We start from the raw sequence: 16,100 nt of genomic DNA on the forward strand, positions 1-16,100 counted from the left end.
GTCAATATCGACACCGCTAATTAAAGGGAAATCAGGCAAGGGCTGTACGAATCTCAGCAAACAGTTGCTCTTTTAGAGCATCGTCTTTCGTTGCTACGAAAGATACGAAGTTATCGTTGACTTTAATGACGACGCCATTCGGGGTCTTTTCTACCATCGGCAGGAGTCGCGAGGAGAGAAGACAATTAGCATGCAACCAACGAAAGCCCATTCCTTCAAATTCGCGACCACCAAGAGTGGTAGCCAGTTCCTGAAATGCCTCATCAAGAGTGTCAGATTTGGCTGATTCACTGACTAGTGTTCCGCCATAACGGTTAGTGAGCGTCAGGATAGCCCGCTCTGCGTTCTGGAACAGGCTGACGCCGTAGACGAACTTAAGTCGGGCAATGCAGTTATTACCCCGGTAGACTGCCTCTTCAGGCAGGTTACTTTCGAAGTTGCGGGCATAGGTGTTAAACGCAGTTTTCGCTGCTTCATCCGTATCAAAAGACTCGGTGTGCAGCAGGCGGCACGCCCGACTAATAAAATTGAGGCGGTTTTCAACGAGACTGATGCTGATGACATCAGAGACAGGGATAAGTATGTCGCTGGCGTTAACCAGGTAGTCAAAGCTGAGTGTTTTTGAGGTTTTCATTGTTTTTACTCCTTGAAAGTCAAATTAGCGCGAAGTCTGCGTATTTGTGAGTTGCTGCTGTTCCCAGGCTTCCACCTCAGCCACGGGAAAACGGATAGCACGTCCCAGCCGGATGAACGGAGGGAGCTTGGCCGGATTTCGGGTGATATCGCTGGCGATCGTGCTGGGCGAAATTCTCCAGCGTTGTGCAAGTTCTTTACAGTTGAGATACATATCAGGGCTCCTCAGAGCTAAAAGTCTTTAGGGGTTTGTCAGTCACTGCCGGGCCCTGCAGTGGTGTGCTCTAACCATACGAGCTGCGCAGTTTGATTACACGCCATAAAACTCACAGCTCATGTCTTCAATTTTTATTTATAACTATCAACCACTTGTGATACTACCGCCTGAGAGTCTGCTGCATTATGAAAGGCATACCGGCGGGTGGCCGTGAGTGAATGGTGATTCAGTAAACGGGAAGCCATGGCGATATCGCTGGTTGCCTGTAGCACGCGGGTGGCAAACGTCCGGCGGAGATCGTGCATTCGCAGATTTTCAATGCCAGCATCCCGGCAGATTCGGGAAAAGGTTTCACGCGGATAGCTCAACTGACGAGTTGCATCGGTCAGGCGTGGAAAAACCCAGGACGTACTGAGTGCCAGTTTCTCTTGTCGCCGAATAATGGCTGCTGCGGGAGCAGCAAGCGGGCAGGTGAATGGATGTCCAGATTTGGTATCCGGAAGAAGTAATTGCTGTGCATCTGGATGCCAGTAATCCCATTTCAGCGTACAAACTTCACCAATACGCATACCGGTATAGAGTGCAAGCAATATGGCATCAGCAGCGGGCGTATTCAGGGCCTCAGCGGCAGCAATAAATAATGGAATTTCAGTGGCAGAAAGTGTGCGATACCGGACGTTGTTCTCTTTCAGATAACGAACGTGGGTCATCGGAGAATGATTTATCCATTCAGCGCGTACAGCCAGAGAGCATATCTTAGAGAGTAGTGCTAGGAGGCGGTTTATGGTTGCCGGACGTAATGTTGAACGCAGGTCAGCCGCGAATTTTTCGATTTCACCGGCAGTAATATCACGCAGGCGACGCTGTCCCCAGAAGGGACGGATATAGCGATTGAGCTTCGACAGTTCAGACTGAGGGCTTTTCTTATATAGCTGCATATCAGGAAGCCATAAGTCGTTGATAGCCTGTTCAACGGTATAACGGCGGGACTGTAAGGCAAGGCGCTTTTTGCGACCGAGCAGAATCATGGTATGCAGGCGGGCATCCTCTACACCGAGGAGTGGAAAAGTGCCCAGTGTTTCATAAATCCGTTGATTGTTGATGGTCGCCCGAAATGCCAGAGTGATGCTATTTTGATAAACAAGTGCCCGCAGATGGGGGCAGTGAATATCACGGTATTCCTGACAACCTATCTTCGGATGTGGCAGTTGTTGAAGTGATTTAGTGCTGAAACGCAGATCAATAATGGACATCGTAGTTCTCCTGTGAATGTGTGCCAGGAAAAATACGATGTCTGGTGAACTAATTGCGAGTTGTCATTTTCACAGTTCATCATTTCAATTTAAAACTGTGCTTTTTATTTACAGAGGTCAATTCTCTGTGGGTTGTGACGCCATAATTTCATTTAGCCTGAGCAAGTGATAGTAATCGGGTGACATATTCCTCTTTGCTGAGACGACCTACATCGTTAATCTGTGAACTTAGTCCCAGTGCTGTCGATTTTAGATCTAACAATCCTTTAACAGTTTTACTCTTACCTTCAAGGAAAAGGATGATTTCTTTGGCTGTGGGTTTCCATTTGGGAAATAAAAGTAGTGCAATGTAAATATAGGTCTTGTGTAAGATCTGGTTTATGTTTTTTTGTATTCCTGTCATGTTTTCTTTGTTTCGGGGAATGGTTTCATCAATAACAAATCGGTCGGGGCTGGTTAATGTAATTGCATCGTTTTTTTCATTAATAAAGTGTTGCATGACCTCATGGGGTAACATTGCAAGAGTAATCAATTGAAACATAGCGGGGTGGTTGAGGCAATTATCTTTAATAAGCCCGGAGTTTTTCATCTTGTCTAATATTTGCAATAGAAAGTGAAAATAAAATCCATCACAAAATCTTGCAAAGAAAAGGAGGGCAGCATCCTGGGCTTGCAGATTTGAAACTTTCGGGAGTGAATTAGTGAAATCCGAGGATTTGATATAGTTTATGATTTTTCTGCGGGCAATTTTGAGTGCTATATTATGAATCGATATTGAAAACTTACCATTCCAGATGTAGAGTTTGTTATTTTGATATGTCTTTACATCCACAAGTGTATCAAGAATATTTAGTAATGTGAATATCGGATGTGTTGGGTCGTTGGTTGCGTTATTGAGTAATTGTTCCAGAAATGCATCGACTTCCTTTAAAACATTACCCGGAATTCTATTTTGTTTAGTGGAATTAAGGCCGTAGATATTAATGGACAGTACGTCGAACTCCTTACGTTGTAGTTTGCACCATTTTTCAAGGTAATCAGTATGCTGAAAAAAATTAATATAATTGGATAATAATGCGGAGGGCGCGAAAATCTCGATAGAGGCTAATGAGGGGCGCATCTTACATGTGCCATCTGGTTGTTCTTGAGTCATCAGGTGTAGCAAATCATCCTCAGTAAAAATTTCGGATAATTTATCAATGTCATTCTGATATTTAGCGAGAAGGTTAGCGTTTTTTTGTTCTCGTTTAGGGTGTTCAAGAAAGTTTTCAAACATAATGTGCCTCGTTTATTTAGGTCAGATACCCTTTTACTGATGAAGGTTTGCAAGGTAGTGCTGTGATTACAAGAGCATGAGTAGGCTATTTACCCCAACAGCAGTTTTACACCATAGCTTACATTGAGTCTATCCCACTAATATCATTAGAATTTATTAACTTGTAAACATGAGGAAATTAGTAAGTCATCTGTCGGTATCAGGTGGACAATTTCCGTAAAGATACTGTGATTCAGGTGTGTCCAGGGGCGTTTCTTGAGGTATCATTTACCACAATTTTTTACGATGCAAAGCCCTGCATCGCTAGCTTTTCTTCATACCAGGATGATTCATGAACGACAAAATCAGTCAGGATACGATCAACAAAGCCCTGTGGGCCGCGTGCGATACGTTCCGTGGCACCATCAGTGCTGACACCTATAAAGACTTTATCCTTACAATGCTGTTCCTTAAGTACATTTCGGATGTCTGGCAGGACCACTATGACGATTACAAAAAACAGTACGGTGATGCGCCGGAACTGATTGAAGCGATGATGGCGAACGAGCGTTTTGTGCTGCCGAAAAGCGCCAGCTTTTATGCTCTTTACGAGCGTCGCCATGAGCCGGGCAACGGCGAGCGTATTGATCAGGCACTACACGCTATTGAAGAAGCTAACGGCACCAAACTGAAAGATGCCGGGAAAAGCGTGTTCCAGGATATTTCGTTTAACACTGACCGTCTTGGCGAAGAAAAACAGAAGAACACCATCCTGCGTCAGCTGCTGGAAGACTTTGCCGGTGAAGATCTTAACCTGAAGCCAAGCCGTGTCGGTACGCTGGACGTTATCGGTAATGCCTATGAATATCTGATTAAGAACTTTGCAGCCAGTGGTGGGCAGAAAGCCGGGGAATTCTACACCCCACCAGAAGTTTCCGATCTGATTGCTGAACTGCTCGATCCGCAACCGGGTGATACCATCTGCGATCCGGCCTGTGGTTCTGGTTCGTTGTTAATGAAGTGCGGACGTAAAATTGTCTCCGGACATGACAGCCGTAATTATGCGTTGTTTGGTCAGGAAGCGATTGGCTCCACGTGGTCACTGGCGAAAATGAACATGTTCCTGCACGGCGAAGACAACCATAAAATCGAGTGGGGCGATACCATTCGTAACCCGAAACTGCTCGATAAAAATGGTGATTTGATGCTGTTTGATATCGTGACCGCTAACCCGCCGTTCAGCCTGGATAAGTGGGGACATGACGAGGCTGAGAACGATAAGTTTGGTCGTTTCCGTCGTGGTGTACCGCCGAAGACTAAAGGAGATTACGCCTTTATCTCGCATATGATAGAAACCCTGAAACCGGGGACTGGTCGTATGGGCGTGGTGGTGCCACACGGCGTACTGTTTCGTGGCTCCAGCGAAGGCAAAATTAGGCAGAAACTGATTGATGAAAATCTGCTGGATGCGGTGATTGGTCTACCAGAGAAATTGTTCTACGGTACGGGGATTCCGGCTGCGATTCTGATTTTCAAGAAGCAGAAAGTGGATGACAAGGTGCTGTTTATCGACGCCAGCCGTGAATTTAAGGCTGGTAAAAACCAGAACCAGCTCAGTGCAGAAAATATCCAGAAGATCGTTAACACCTATCGAGAAGGCGATAACGTTGAGAAATACGCCTATCTCGCCAGCCTGAAAGAGATTCAGGACAACGACTATAACCTTAATATTCCACGCTATGTCGATACCTTTGAAGAAGAAGATGAGATTGATTTGCTAGCCGTTCGTGCTGAGCGGGAAGAATTGAAAACGGAACTGGCGAAGCTGGAAACGCAGATGGCAGGTTATCTGAAGGAGCTGGGTTATGGTGCCTAAGGGGTGGGAGCAGAAAAAACTGGAGGAGCTTTGCTCACTTGATGCGCCGATTACATATGGTGTTTTAAAACCCGGAGAGTATTTTTGCGGTGGCATTCCACTCTTGCAGATTAAGGATCTTTGCGATGGCTCTGTCTTGTCTAATGGGTTACATCTCATCCCCCCTGAATTGGATTATGAGTATCGACGGTCCCGTATAATCAAGAATGACATACTTATATCCTTAGTTGGAACAATAGGTCGAGTAGCTAAATATCAGAGTTCATCAGAAGCCAATATTCATAGAAATATTGGTAGGATTCGTAGCAACCAGCATGAGTATCTTTTCCATTATCTACGGTCAGATGATGTTCAACGAGGAATAACAGATTCGGCGTCGGGAAGCTCACAATCTGCGCTTAACCTATCGACTCTTCGTAGTATGCTAATTTTAGTTCCACCTGTAATCGAGCAGAAGAAAATCGCCAAAATCCTGTCCACTTGGGATAAGGCGATTTCGGTGACGGAAAAGCTTCTTACCAACAGTCAGCAGCAGAAAAAAGCCCTGATGCAGCAATTGCTTACCGGGAAGAAACGCTTGCTGGATGAGAATGGGGTGAGGTTTAGTGGTAAATGGGAGAAAAAACTTCTTTCAGATGTAGCTGATGTTTATCAACCAAAAACAATATCCCAGTCTATGATGTCTGATTCGGGGTATCCAGTTTATGGCGCAAATGGAGTTATTGGATTTTATCAAGAGTTTAACCACGAAACTGAACAAATAGCCGTAACTTGCCGGGGTAGCACATGCGGCATAGTCAATTGGACTCAAGCAAAATCGTGGATTACCGGAAATGCAATGGTTATCAATACGGATAACTATTCCTACGTGAGTAAAAAATTTCTATTCTATACTCTGAATGGCAGTGATCTGAAGTATTTAATATCCGGTTCCGGTCAACCACAAATAACCGGAAACATTAAAACGCATATCATTAATTTGCCCTGTATCGAAGAGCAACAAAAGATCGCCACCGTGCTGTCCGCAGCCGACGCCGAAATCTACACACTTGAGAAAAAACTCGCCTGCCTGAGAGATGAGAAAAAAGCCCTGATGCAACAGCTACTGACTGGCAAACGTCGTGTTAAGGTCGATGAGGCGGTTGCCGAATGAAACTGACGAAAAGCGGTCCACTGACTGACCGGGAAATCGACTGGCTGGAAGAAATATTAATGAAGTATGGAATGGATGATTCTGTACTCTGTTTCTCTGAGCTGGATGGATTGCTGACGGCGATTTTATCAGGTCCAAATATGGTTTCACCCAATATCTGGCTGAGTGCTATTTGGGGAGGAGGCGATTATCATCCGAAATGGTCATCTGAGAGAGAGATGGAGCGTTTTGTCAGTCTGTGTTTTCAGCATATGAACGATATCGCTGGTTGCCTTTATGACGCCCCTGAACTGTTTGAGCCGATTTTCAATGAGCGTGAGGTAAAGGGGGAAAAATATACCATTGTGGAAGAGTGGTGTTTTGGTTATATGAAAGGAAAGTCACTGGATGACTGGTCTGGTCTTCCCGGTGAGTTACGGCCTTCTCTGGAAGTGATCGCTCTTCATGGCGTGGAGAAGAATTTTCCTGTACTTGAGAAAATGACCGGAGAGCAGTTTGAGAAAAGTATTTCCCTTATTCAGCCTGCTGCACTGGCACTTTATCAGTACTGGTTGTCAGTGAGAATGTCAGAGGCATCATCCCGGCCTGTTCCAGTGAAGGGGGCAGAAAACATGCCCGGGCGAAATGACCCGTGTCCGTGTGGCAGCGGTAAAAAATTTAAGAAGTGCTGTCTGCATTGATGAATCTTCATGTGACCAGTAGCGAGTAGCGCCAGAAAGAAAAGGATTAATGATGAACCAGACGTACACGCCAAAATTCCAGGAAGAATACAGCGCCAAAATCCCGGCACTGACGTTACTGACCAGCCTCGGCTGGACGTTTTTATCTCCGAAACAGATTATGGATTACCGGGGCTATAAACAGGATGAGGTGGTGCTGCGTCCGGTTCTGCGTGAAGAGCTGTCGAAGCGTTCCTTTATGGCGGGTGGCAAAACCTGCCAGTTATCGGAAAAAGCACTGGATAACCTGATATCACAGGTCTGTTCTCCGGCGCTGAATGAAGGGCTGCTCAAAGCCAATGAACGGATGTATAACCATCTGCTCTACGGTATCGCCGTCACGGAGTTTGTCGATGGCAAGAAGGTCAACCCCACCATTGCGCTGATCGACTGGGAACATCCGGAAAATAACCAGTTCCATTTTACTGAAGAATTTACGGTATTGCGGTCAGGTGGTGTTGAAACCCGGAGGCCAGATATTGTCTGCTTTGTTAATGGTATCCCGCTGGCTGTTATTGAAGCGAAAAGCCCGGCTGGTCATGGCAAGAAAGGGCCAACCATTGACGAGGGGATATCCCAGAGTATCCGCAACCAGTTCAACGATGAAATCCCGCAGCTGTTTGTCTACAGCCAGTTATTACTTTCGATTAACGGTCATGACGGGCGCTACGGTACATGCCATACGCCAATGAAATTCTGGGCGGCATGGCGCGAAGAAGATATTACCGATCCGCAGATGTATGCGCTGCGCAACCATCAGTTATCGACTGAACAAATTCATGCGTTGTTTGATCATCGTCCATCAGCCGATCTCAACTGGTACCAGCAGTTAATCGCCGCCGGTGAACTGGCTGTCAGTGGACAGGACAAATTGCTCATCAGCCTGCTTTCGCCGGAACGTCTGCTGGAGATGACCCGCTTCTTCACTCTGTTTGATAAAAAGACCGGGAAAATTGTCGCCCGCTATCAGCAGGTGTTCGGTATTAAAAGACTGCTGGAGCGCATCAGTACCCGCAGACCCGATGGGGGCAGGGAAGGTGGTGTTATCTGGCATACCACCGGCTCTGGCAAATCGTACACCATGGTGTTCCTCAGCAAGGCGCTGATTCTTCATGACAGCCTGAAGCGGTGTCGTATCGTGGTGGTGACGGACCGTATCGATCTTGAAGAACAGCTCAGCAGTACCTTTGCATCCGGCGGCGAGTTGGCCGGGAAAAAAGACAAAGCCAATGCAATGGCGACATCCGGGCAGATGCTGGCGAAACAGATTGGCTCCGGTAAAGAACGCATCATTTTCACCCTAATCCAGAAATTTAACTCAGCGACAAAATTGCCTGAATGCGTCAATACCAGCCCCGATATCATCGTACTGATTGATGAAGGACACCGTAGCCAGGGTGGTGAGAACCATGTGCGAATGAAACTGGCCCTGCCGAACGCCGCCTTTGTGGCATTTACTGGTACGCCATTGCTAAAAGAAGATAAGACCACCAATAAATTCGGGCCAATTGTCCACGCTTATACCATGCAGCGAGCGGTAGAAGATAAAGCCGTTACACCTTTGCTGTATGAAGAACGTATTCCTGACCTTGAGGTTAACGATCGGGCAATAGATGCCTGGTTTGACCGTATTACCGATGGATTAAGCGAAGCGCAAAAAGCCGACCTTAAACGTAAATATGCCCGTAAAGGTGAGGTTTACAGTGCAGATGACCGCATCCGACTTATCGCACTCGATATTGCCACACACTTCTCGAAAAATATTGATGAGGGGCTGAAAGGGCAACTTGCCTGCGACAGCAAAATCTCCGCCATCAAATATAAAAAGTATCTTGATGAAGCTGGGTTGTTTGAGTCAGCTGTAGTTATCAGCCCGCCGGATACCCGCGAAGGGAATACCGAGGTGGATGAAAGCAAACTGCCGGAAGTGACGAAATGGTGGAAGGATAATGTCGGCACGCAGGAGGAGTCTGTGTATACCCGCAATATCATCAGTCGTTTCGATACCGATGATAAACTTAAATTGCTGATTGTCGTCGATAAACTGCTCACCGGGTTTGATGAACCGAAAAATACCGTGCTGTATATCGACAAACCGCTTAAATCCCATAATCTTATCCAGGCGATTGCCCGGGTAAACCGACTGCATCCACTGAAAAAGTTTGGCCTGCTGATTGATTATCGCGGCATTCTGGCTGAACTGGACACGACTATCGGCAAATATCAGGATCTCGCCTCCCGAACCCAGGGTGGATACGACATCAAGGACATTGACGGGCTGTACAGCGCCATGAGCTCTGAATATAAACGTCTGCCGCATCTGTATAACCAGTTGTGGGCCATATTTGCCGGTGTTAAAAACAAAAATGATACTGAACAGTTACGTGCAGTACTGGTGCCTAAAATGGAAGAACGTGACGGAGAGATGGTCGATATCCATCAGAAAACCCGTGATGATTTCTTCGAGGCGTTAACGGCCTTTGCCGGATGCCTGAAAGTGGCACTGCAGTCCGCCACCTTCTTCACCGACAAGAGCTTTACGGAACAAGACCGAAATCTCTATAAAGAAACCGTAAAACAGATGTCCAGCCTGCGCCAGTGGGCGATGCAGGTCAGTGGAGAGCAGGTCAATTATGACGACTACGCTGAGCAGGTGAAAAAACTGCTGGATAAGCATGTCACCGGCGTTGAGGTTCGTGAACCGGATGGCGTGTATGAAGTCGGTAAAATGGGCAAGAGCGAAAAGCCCGAAGAGTGGGACAGCAACAAAACCCGCAATGAAACCGACATCATTAAAACCCGCGTGACGAAGATGATTGAGCAGGAATTGCGTGATGACCCGTATGCTCAGGAGGCCTTTTCCAGACTCCTGCGTATGGCAATCGAAGAGGCTGAAAAACTGTTCGACCATCCACTTAAGCAGTACCTCTTATTCCGTGAGTTTGAAGAACAGGTTGAAGCCCGTAAGCTCAGTGATATCCCGGATGCACTGGCGGTAAACAAGCATGCTCAGGCGTATTACGGTGTATTTAAAAAAGAGCTACCTGAGGTTTTTGCGGTAAACGACGTTCAGGTGCAGGATAAGTGGACCAAGCTGGCCTTTGAAGTGGACAGCATTATCGTCAAAGCGGTGGCAGAAAACTCCCTGAACCCCCAGGACATTGAGAAAGTCGTTAAGACAAGTCTGCTACCACTGCTGTTTACGGCCTGCCGGGAAATTGGTGCCGGAATGAATCAGGTTAACCGTATTGTGGAAACTATCATCCAGATACTGCGCGTTGGTTTGATGAAATCATGAGTGAAAAAGAGTCGCCAGCAATGAAAACGTTACGCATTGTTTATGGTGATGAGGTCATCGTCGTACAGTGTGTTCCGCGTCAGGTCGTAAAGGGCAGGGTGCTCATCAAGGTGCATCCCGACTGCCGGGTAGTGGCCTCTGTACCGCCAGAAACACCGGAGCACGAGGTGTTGTCTGCGCTGAAAAAACGAGGGCGCTGGATATACCAGCAACTGCGTGATTTCAGGGAGCAACAGACACACATTGTTCCGCGTCAGTATGTCAGCGGAGAAAGCCATTATTATCTCGGTAAGCAATATCAGTTGAAAGTGACAGAAGACGCTACTGTGCCGCAACGAGTGAAAATGTTGCGTGGGCGTCTGGAAGTGACTGTCAGACACAAATCGGCAGAAAAGATTAAAGCCTTGCTGGCTGAATGGTATCGGGAACGTGCCAGAGATGTTTTTCAGCGCAGGCTTGATTTATTGATACCGCAGACCCTTTGGGTTAGTGAACGTCCGCCGATACGTCTGCGGGCGATGCAAACGCAATGGGGCAACTGTTCTGCGAAAGGCTGTCTGACCCTGAATCCATGGCTGGTTAAGGCATCCTCAGAATGTATCGACTATGTCTTATTGCATGAGCTATGCCATGTGGCTGAGCACAACCACAGCGAAGAGTTTTACCGTCTGATGGGGCAGGTTATGCCGGGCTGGGAAAAGGTTAAGAAGCGACTGGATGGTATGGCTGGGATGTTGTTGGCAGATATGTAGTTTCTAACTTATTCCAATGGGCTCATTTGTCTAGGGGAATCAGGAACGAGTTAATTAGATTTTCCAAGTTCAAGTCTAAAATACAAATTTGATAGCATCAAATCCTTCGATAGTGACAACACGGGAAGTTGAACAACGATGAATACAGCTCATTCAACAGAAAAGCTTTATCTTAGAAATATCTATGAACTTTTGGGAGAAAATTTTTACATACCTGCTTATCAGCGGGGATATCGCTGGGGGGCGATCCAAGTAAAAGAACTACTGGATGATATCTGGGAGTTCAGTCAACCGCATGGTGGTAATGATTCTTCATTTTACTGTCTTCAGCCTGTTGTTGTGGTTCGAGGGGAAGATTGTTGGCAGGTCGTGGATGGGCAGCAAAGGCTAACCACGTTACGTCTTATCCTGCACTTTTTGGAGCAAGAGCACCTGAAGAGACCCTTAGAGGAGGCATACAAAAAAAGCGTGTATATGTTGAAGTATGAGACCCGGCCGGGATGTGAAGCATTTTTGCAGGGGATTCATAAAGAATCCAACACTGACAATATTGACTTCTTTCATATGGTCCAAGCGTATAACGCTATTAGAAATTGGTTCTCCGATAAAGATTATAATGATAATAATAAACTCTTGGCGACGTTACTGGCTAAGTCTACTGAAGAACGCTCTGTAAAGGTTATTTGGTATGATTTAAGTGACGAATGCCTTAACAACGATTATGCTATTGATGTTTTTTCCCGTATCAATATTGGTAAAATACCTCTGACCAATGCTGAGTTGGTTAAGGCTTTGTTTTTACAGCGAAGTCATTTTCACAATGATCAAGCAAGATTGAAGCAGTTACAGATTGCGACGGAATGGGATATTATTGAAAAGCGGTTGCAGGAACCAGCATTCTGGTATTTCATAAGTAATTCAAGTAAACACTACCCAACACGAATTGAATACATCTTCGATTTAATGAAAGGGAAAAAGTCTAATGACGAGACATTTTTCACTTTCCATAAGTTTCATGAAGATTTCAAGTCTGGTACGGCTAATATTGAGCATCTGTGGCAAGGGATAAAGCGTTATTTCCTGAGCTTTGATGAATGGTTCCAGGACAGAGAACTATACCATTTGATAGGCTTTTTGGTTGATTGCGGTGAGAAAGTTGCGGAGTTAAAAGCTGAGTCGGAGCGAGAGAATTCAACGAAAACAGAGTTCAAAAAATATTTGAAAGATCGTATTCGTCTCCAGGTCAGGTGCCAGTTAGATGAGCTTTACTATGATGAGCCTGTCATTAAAAAATTGCTTCTGCTGTTCAATATCCAAACTTTATTGTCAACGAGGGAAGCTGATATACGTTTTCCTTTTGACCGCTATAAGCAAGAAAAATGGGATATTGAGCACATTCGGTCCCAGACAGATTCTGCCCCTGTTGGGGGTGCCCGCAGGGTGTGGTTAAAGGACATTGAGGTTTACTTCAGTGGTAGTCGGTTTAAAGGGGATTCTTTAGAAAGAGAACAAGAATTTGCTGCCAGAGCCACTGAACTCTTGATCTTGGAACATATCGATAATGAATTTGACAGGTTTTATAATGAGGTAGTTAGTTACTTTGGCCAAGATGAAGTGTCATGGGGAGATGAGCTAGGAAACTTGGCACTACTGGACTCTTCAACCAACCGCAGTTACAAAAATGCCTTGTTTCCAATTAAACGCGCCCGGATTATAGACAATGATAAGCGCGGAGTTTTTGTCCCCATTTGTACCAAGAACGTCTTTTTAAAATATTATAGCCAGTCTGTAACTGAACTTGTTCATTGGTCAGAATCTGATGCTAAATATTATCAGGAAGCAATAGGTCAAACGTTGAAAGACTATTTGCCTGACCAAGGAGAGAAGAGTGAGTAATATAAAAATCGATTCGCGTTCGGGTGAACGACTCAGTTTTTTTCAGTTGTTTGAACAAAGATATATGCAGGTGGAAATCCCTATAATTCAACGGGATTATGCCCAAGGCCGGATAGAAGTTGCAGAGGTTAGAGATACCTTTTTACAGGCATTACATGGCTATTTGGAAAAAGGTCTGCCTTTTCAGGATTTGGACTTCGTTTATGGTAGCGTGATTAGCAATGATACTGGACGGCATCGGTTCATCCCATTGGATGGTCAGCAACGATTGACCACCTTGTTCTTACTACACTGGTATCTTGCTCAAATTGCAGATCAGCAAGAATCCTTTCGACGGGTATTAAGTACGGACGGGAATTCCCATTTTACCTATGAAACTCGCAGCAGTTCGAGAGAGTTTTGCAATGCATTGGTTGCCAATGATATAGATTTTTGTGCTTTGTTGCTGGAGTCTGGTACTGAGTGTCTGAGTAAGACGATTAAAGACAGGTCATGGTTCTATTTATCGTGGGAGAGTGACTCTACTATTAGTTCAATGCTGACGATGCTGGATGCGATTCATCTCCAATTTTCTGGAAATGTAGATTACTTTGATAAACTTACCGACAAAGACAAACCGGTAATTACATTTAGATTTCTTAACCTTGCTGAATTCAACCTCACGGATGATTTGTATATCAAAATGAATGCCCGAGGCAAGCCGCTGACAGAATTTGAAAATTTTAAGGCAAGGCTGGAAAAAAACATAAAATCATTCACCGGAGATTGGCCGGAATATAGACTAAGTTTCAAAGATACGCCTGTGTCTGGCTATGAATATTTCATTCATAAAATTGATACGGATTGGGCTGATCTGTTCTGGTGCTATCGAAATGTTGTAACCAAAGATAATTCTTTTGATGATGAGTTAATGAACTATATTGCCATATGTGCAGCCAACTTTCTGTTACTGCAAGAAGCAGAGGATAGTTATAGCTTACAAAAGCAACTGTTTGGTTCGGGTGGTAAAGTTAACTCATTATCCTTTATGGAGTATGAACAGTATGGATATTTATCACAACCGCTAATAGCTGAATTGATTATGCAACTGGATCTGTTACGTGGTCATGCTAGTTCATGCTCGGGTTTGTCCATATATCTGGACAATAACAGATATTATGATGAAGAATCTATTTTCAAAAAAATCATTACCAATAACTCAAGTTTTTCGGAAAAGGTGAGGTTTCATGCTTTTTACGCTGGTGTAGCGAATGGCAAGATAGGGGAGGAGTTAGCATCCTGGATGCGAGTTGTATTCAACCTCACGGAAAACACTATTTTCAATACTATAGATGATTATCATAAAGCATTGCTGTCTATCAATGAATTGTCCCAACGTGATGACACTGTGCTGAATTTACTCATCCAGGATGTAATAATAAAAGGTTTTCTCGCGGTTCAAGTATCTGAAGAAAAAATGAAAGCTCATCTTTTGATAAAATCTTCTGTGTGGAAGGAGGCTATTCTTGCACTTGAAAACCACGAATATTTCAGGGGGCAAATAGGTTTCGCATTGAAGTTCAGCGGTATTGTTGACTACTTTAACAGTCACGGAAACGTTGATTGGGATGATGTGAAGGAAAACTATTTTACACGATTCAAACACTATGCAGATACTAGTTCGGCAGTATTTAGTGCAATAGGTGAAAGCTCGGAAGTATTAGATTTTGCATGGGAGCGTGCTGTGCTTTCAAAAGGTGACTATCTTACCTCGACAACAGCGGATAGATTCAACCTTCTCAGTTCACGTACAAATAAGAATAACGTCGACCGCGATCATTCCTGGCGTCGTCTATTGCGGCAAGACTCAAATATTCTTTGGAATGCACGGCAACAACATGTTAAAGCCGTGTTAGATGATCCTGATTTTGATATGGCTGATTTAAGGGGTGGATTAGAGAGGATTTGTGCTAAGGCATTAAGTGAGCAGCCATTTAACTGGCGTACTATCTTGATTAAGAAGTCAGAGTTATTTAACCTTTCTAATCAGGGGTTTATTGTATTGAATACTCACGAGAGCGTATTGTTACATGAGTCTCAGCGAAATCACTATCAAAGTGAACTTTATTCCAAGTACTTAGAGTTGGAATTAAAAGATAGAAAACTGAATACAGAACCTTTCAAGCACAAGTTTTACAATAGTGTACGTAGCGGGGAAGATATATCATTTCTACATTTAAGTGGTTTTTCCCTTCATGGTCAACAGGTTGAGTTGGAAATATTCTTCAGAGACAACCAATATAACATCTTGTTCTACCGAAATGATGAGACAGTACCATTCTCAGATGAACTGCAGAGTGCTATGGAATCTTGTGGATTTATTGTTCTAGCTGATTCGAAGGATTACAATCCTGAAGACTGGCAATGTAGTGATGATAATTATGTGTACTACTGTGAAGAGCCTGATCGCGCATTAGCCATAATATCTGACCTTTGCACTTGGCTAAGGAAGGTGCGAACAAGTCCCTGATATGAGATCATGTTTGTCATCTGGAGCCATGGAACAGGGTTCATCATGAGTCATCAACTTACCTTCGCCGACAGTGAATTCAGCAGTAAGCGCCGTCAGACCAGAAAAGAGATTTTCTTGTCCCGCATGGAGCAGATTCTGCCATGGCAAAACATGGTGGAAGTCATCGAGCCGTTTTACCCCAAGGCTGGTAATGGCCGGCGACCTTATCCGCTGGAAACCATGCTACGCATTCACTGCATGCAGCATTGGTACAACCTGAGCGATGGCGCGATGGAAGATGCTCTGTACGAAATCGCCTCCATGCGTCTGTTTGCCCGGTTATCCCTGGATAGCGCCTTGCCGGACCGCACCACCATCATGAATTTCCGCCACCTGCTGGAGCAGCATCAACTGGCCCGCCAATTGTTCAAGACCATCAATCGCTGGCTGGCCGAAGCAGGCGTCATGATGACTCAAGGCACCTTGGTCGATGCCACCATCATTGAGGCACCCAGCTCGACCAAGAACAAAGAGCAGCAACGCGATCCGGAGATGCA

11 protein-coding genes and 1 pseudogene are annotated in these 16,100 nt (G+C 45.0%); 8 read left to right on the forward strand and 4 right to left on the reverse strand.

All coding sequences use genetic code 11. From position 1 onward, the window contains the following. Positions 1–31: 31 nt before the first annotated feature. The 4 genes from OGY19_RS21835 to OGY19_RS21850 all read right to left on the reverse strand — a co-directional run bounded on the left by OGY19_RS21835 (position 32) and on the right by OGY19_RS21850 (position 3,379). Positions 32–634 carry a hypothetical protein gene (locus OGY19_RS21835; RefSeq protein WP_045331631.1) on the reverse strand — a complete coding sequence of 201 codons (603 nt, stop codon included), beginning with the start codon at positions 632–634 and terminating at the stop codon, positions 32–34. A 24-nt stretch (positions 635–658) separates the two neighbouring features. Beyond that, positions 659–847, reverse strand: a complete 189-nt coding sequence (locus tag OGY19_RS21840) for a helix-turn-helix transcriptional regulator (RefSeq protein ID WP_045331629.1) — start codon at positions 845–847, stop codon at positions 659–661. Between the two features lie 134 nt (positions 848–981). Then, complete coding sequence (locus OGY19_RS21845) at positions 982–2,103, reverse strand: tyrosine-type recombinase/integrase (RefSeq protein WP_286597200.1); 1,122 nt, start codon at positions 2,101–2,103, stop codon at positions 982–984. Between the two features lie 148 nt (positions 2,104–2,251). Further along, positions 2,252–3,379 carry a hypothetical protein gene (locus OGY19_RS21850; protein WP_045619629.1) on the reverse strand — a complete coding sequence of 376 codons (1,128 nt, stop codon included), beginning with the start codon at positions 3,377–3,379 and terminating at the stop codon, positions 2,252–2,254. 331 nt (positions 3,380–3,710) lie between these two features. On the opposite strand from OGY19_RS21850, the gene OGY19_RS21855 reads away from it, so the two are divergent. The 8 genes and pseudogenes from OGY19_RS21855 to OGY19_RS21890 all read left to right on the forward strand — a co-directional run. Beyond that, positions 3,711–5,234: a type I restriction-modification system subunit M gene (locus OGY19_RS21855; RefSeq protein ID WP_106719715.1), complete on the forward strand. Its 1,524-nt coding sequence runs from the start codon at positions 3,711–3,713 to the stop codon at positions 5,232–5,234. Then, positions 5,224–6,387, forward strand: a complete 1,164-nt coding sequence (locus OGY19_RS21860; RefSeq protein ID WP_286597204.1) for a restriction endonuclease subunit S — start codon at positions 5,224–5,226, stop codon at positions 6,385–6,387. Before OGY19_RS21855 ends, OGY19_RS21860 begins: the two co-directional genes overlap by 11 nt. Next, positions 6,384–7,067 carry a YecA/YgfB family protein gene (locus OGY19_RS21865; RefSeq protein WP_000779013.1) on the forward strand — a complete coding sequence of 228 codons (684 nt, stop codon included), beginning with the start codon at positions 6,384–6,386 and terminating at the stop codon, positions 7,065–7,067. The genes OGY19_RS21860 and OGY19_RS21865 overlap by 4 nt, the downstream gene beginning before the upstream one ends. A gap of 52 nt (positions 7,068–7,119) precedes the next feature. Then, complete coding sequence (locus OGY19_RS21870; protein ID WP_286597209.1) at positions 7,120–10,404, forward strand: type I restriction endonuclease subunit R; 3,285 nt, start codon at positions 7,120–7,122, stop codon at positions 10,402–10,404. Then, entirely contained in the window at positions 10,401–11,156 is a 756-nt protein-coding gene (locus OGY19_RS21875) for a M48 family metallopeptidase (protein ID WP_089580500.1), read from the forward strand. The genes OGY19_RS21870 and OGY19_RS21875 overlap by 4 nt, the downstream gene beginning before the upstream one ends. A gap of 138 nt (positions 11,157–11,294) precedes the next feature. After that, positions 11,295–13,052: a DUF262 domain-containing protein gene (locus OGY19_RS21880; RefSeq protein ID WP_094888005.1), complete on the forward strand. Its 1,758-nt coding sequence runs from the start codon at positions 11,295–11,297 to the stop codon at positions 13,050–13,052. After that, positions 13,045–15,561: a DUF262 domain-containing protein gene (locus tag OGY19_RS21885; RefSeq protein WP_286597206.1), complete on the forward strand. Its 2,517-nt coding sequence runs from the start codon at positions 13,045–13,047 to the stop codon at positions 15,559–15,561. Before OGY19_RS21880 ends, OGY19_RS21885 begins: the two co-directional genes overlap by 8 nt. A 45-nt stretch (positions 15,562–15,606) precedes the next feature. After that, positions 15,607–16,100, forward strand: a pseudogene (locus tag OGY19_RS21890) (IS5-like element IS5B family transposase); the annotation flags it as partial.

This window comes from Citrobacter sp. Cy070, from assembly GCF_030332245.1.
In the GTDB taxonomy this organism is placed as follows: Bacteria; Pseudomonadota; Gammaproteobacteria; order Enterobacterales; family Enterobacteriaceae; genus Citrobacter; species Citrobacter youngae.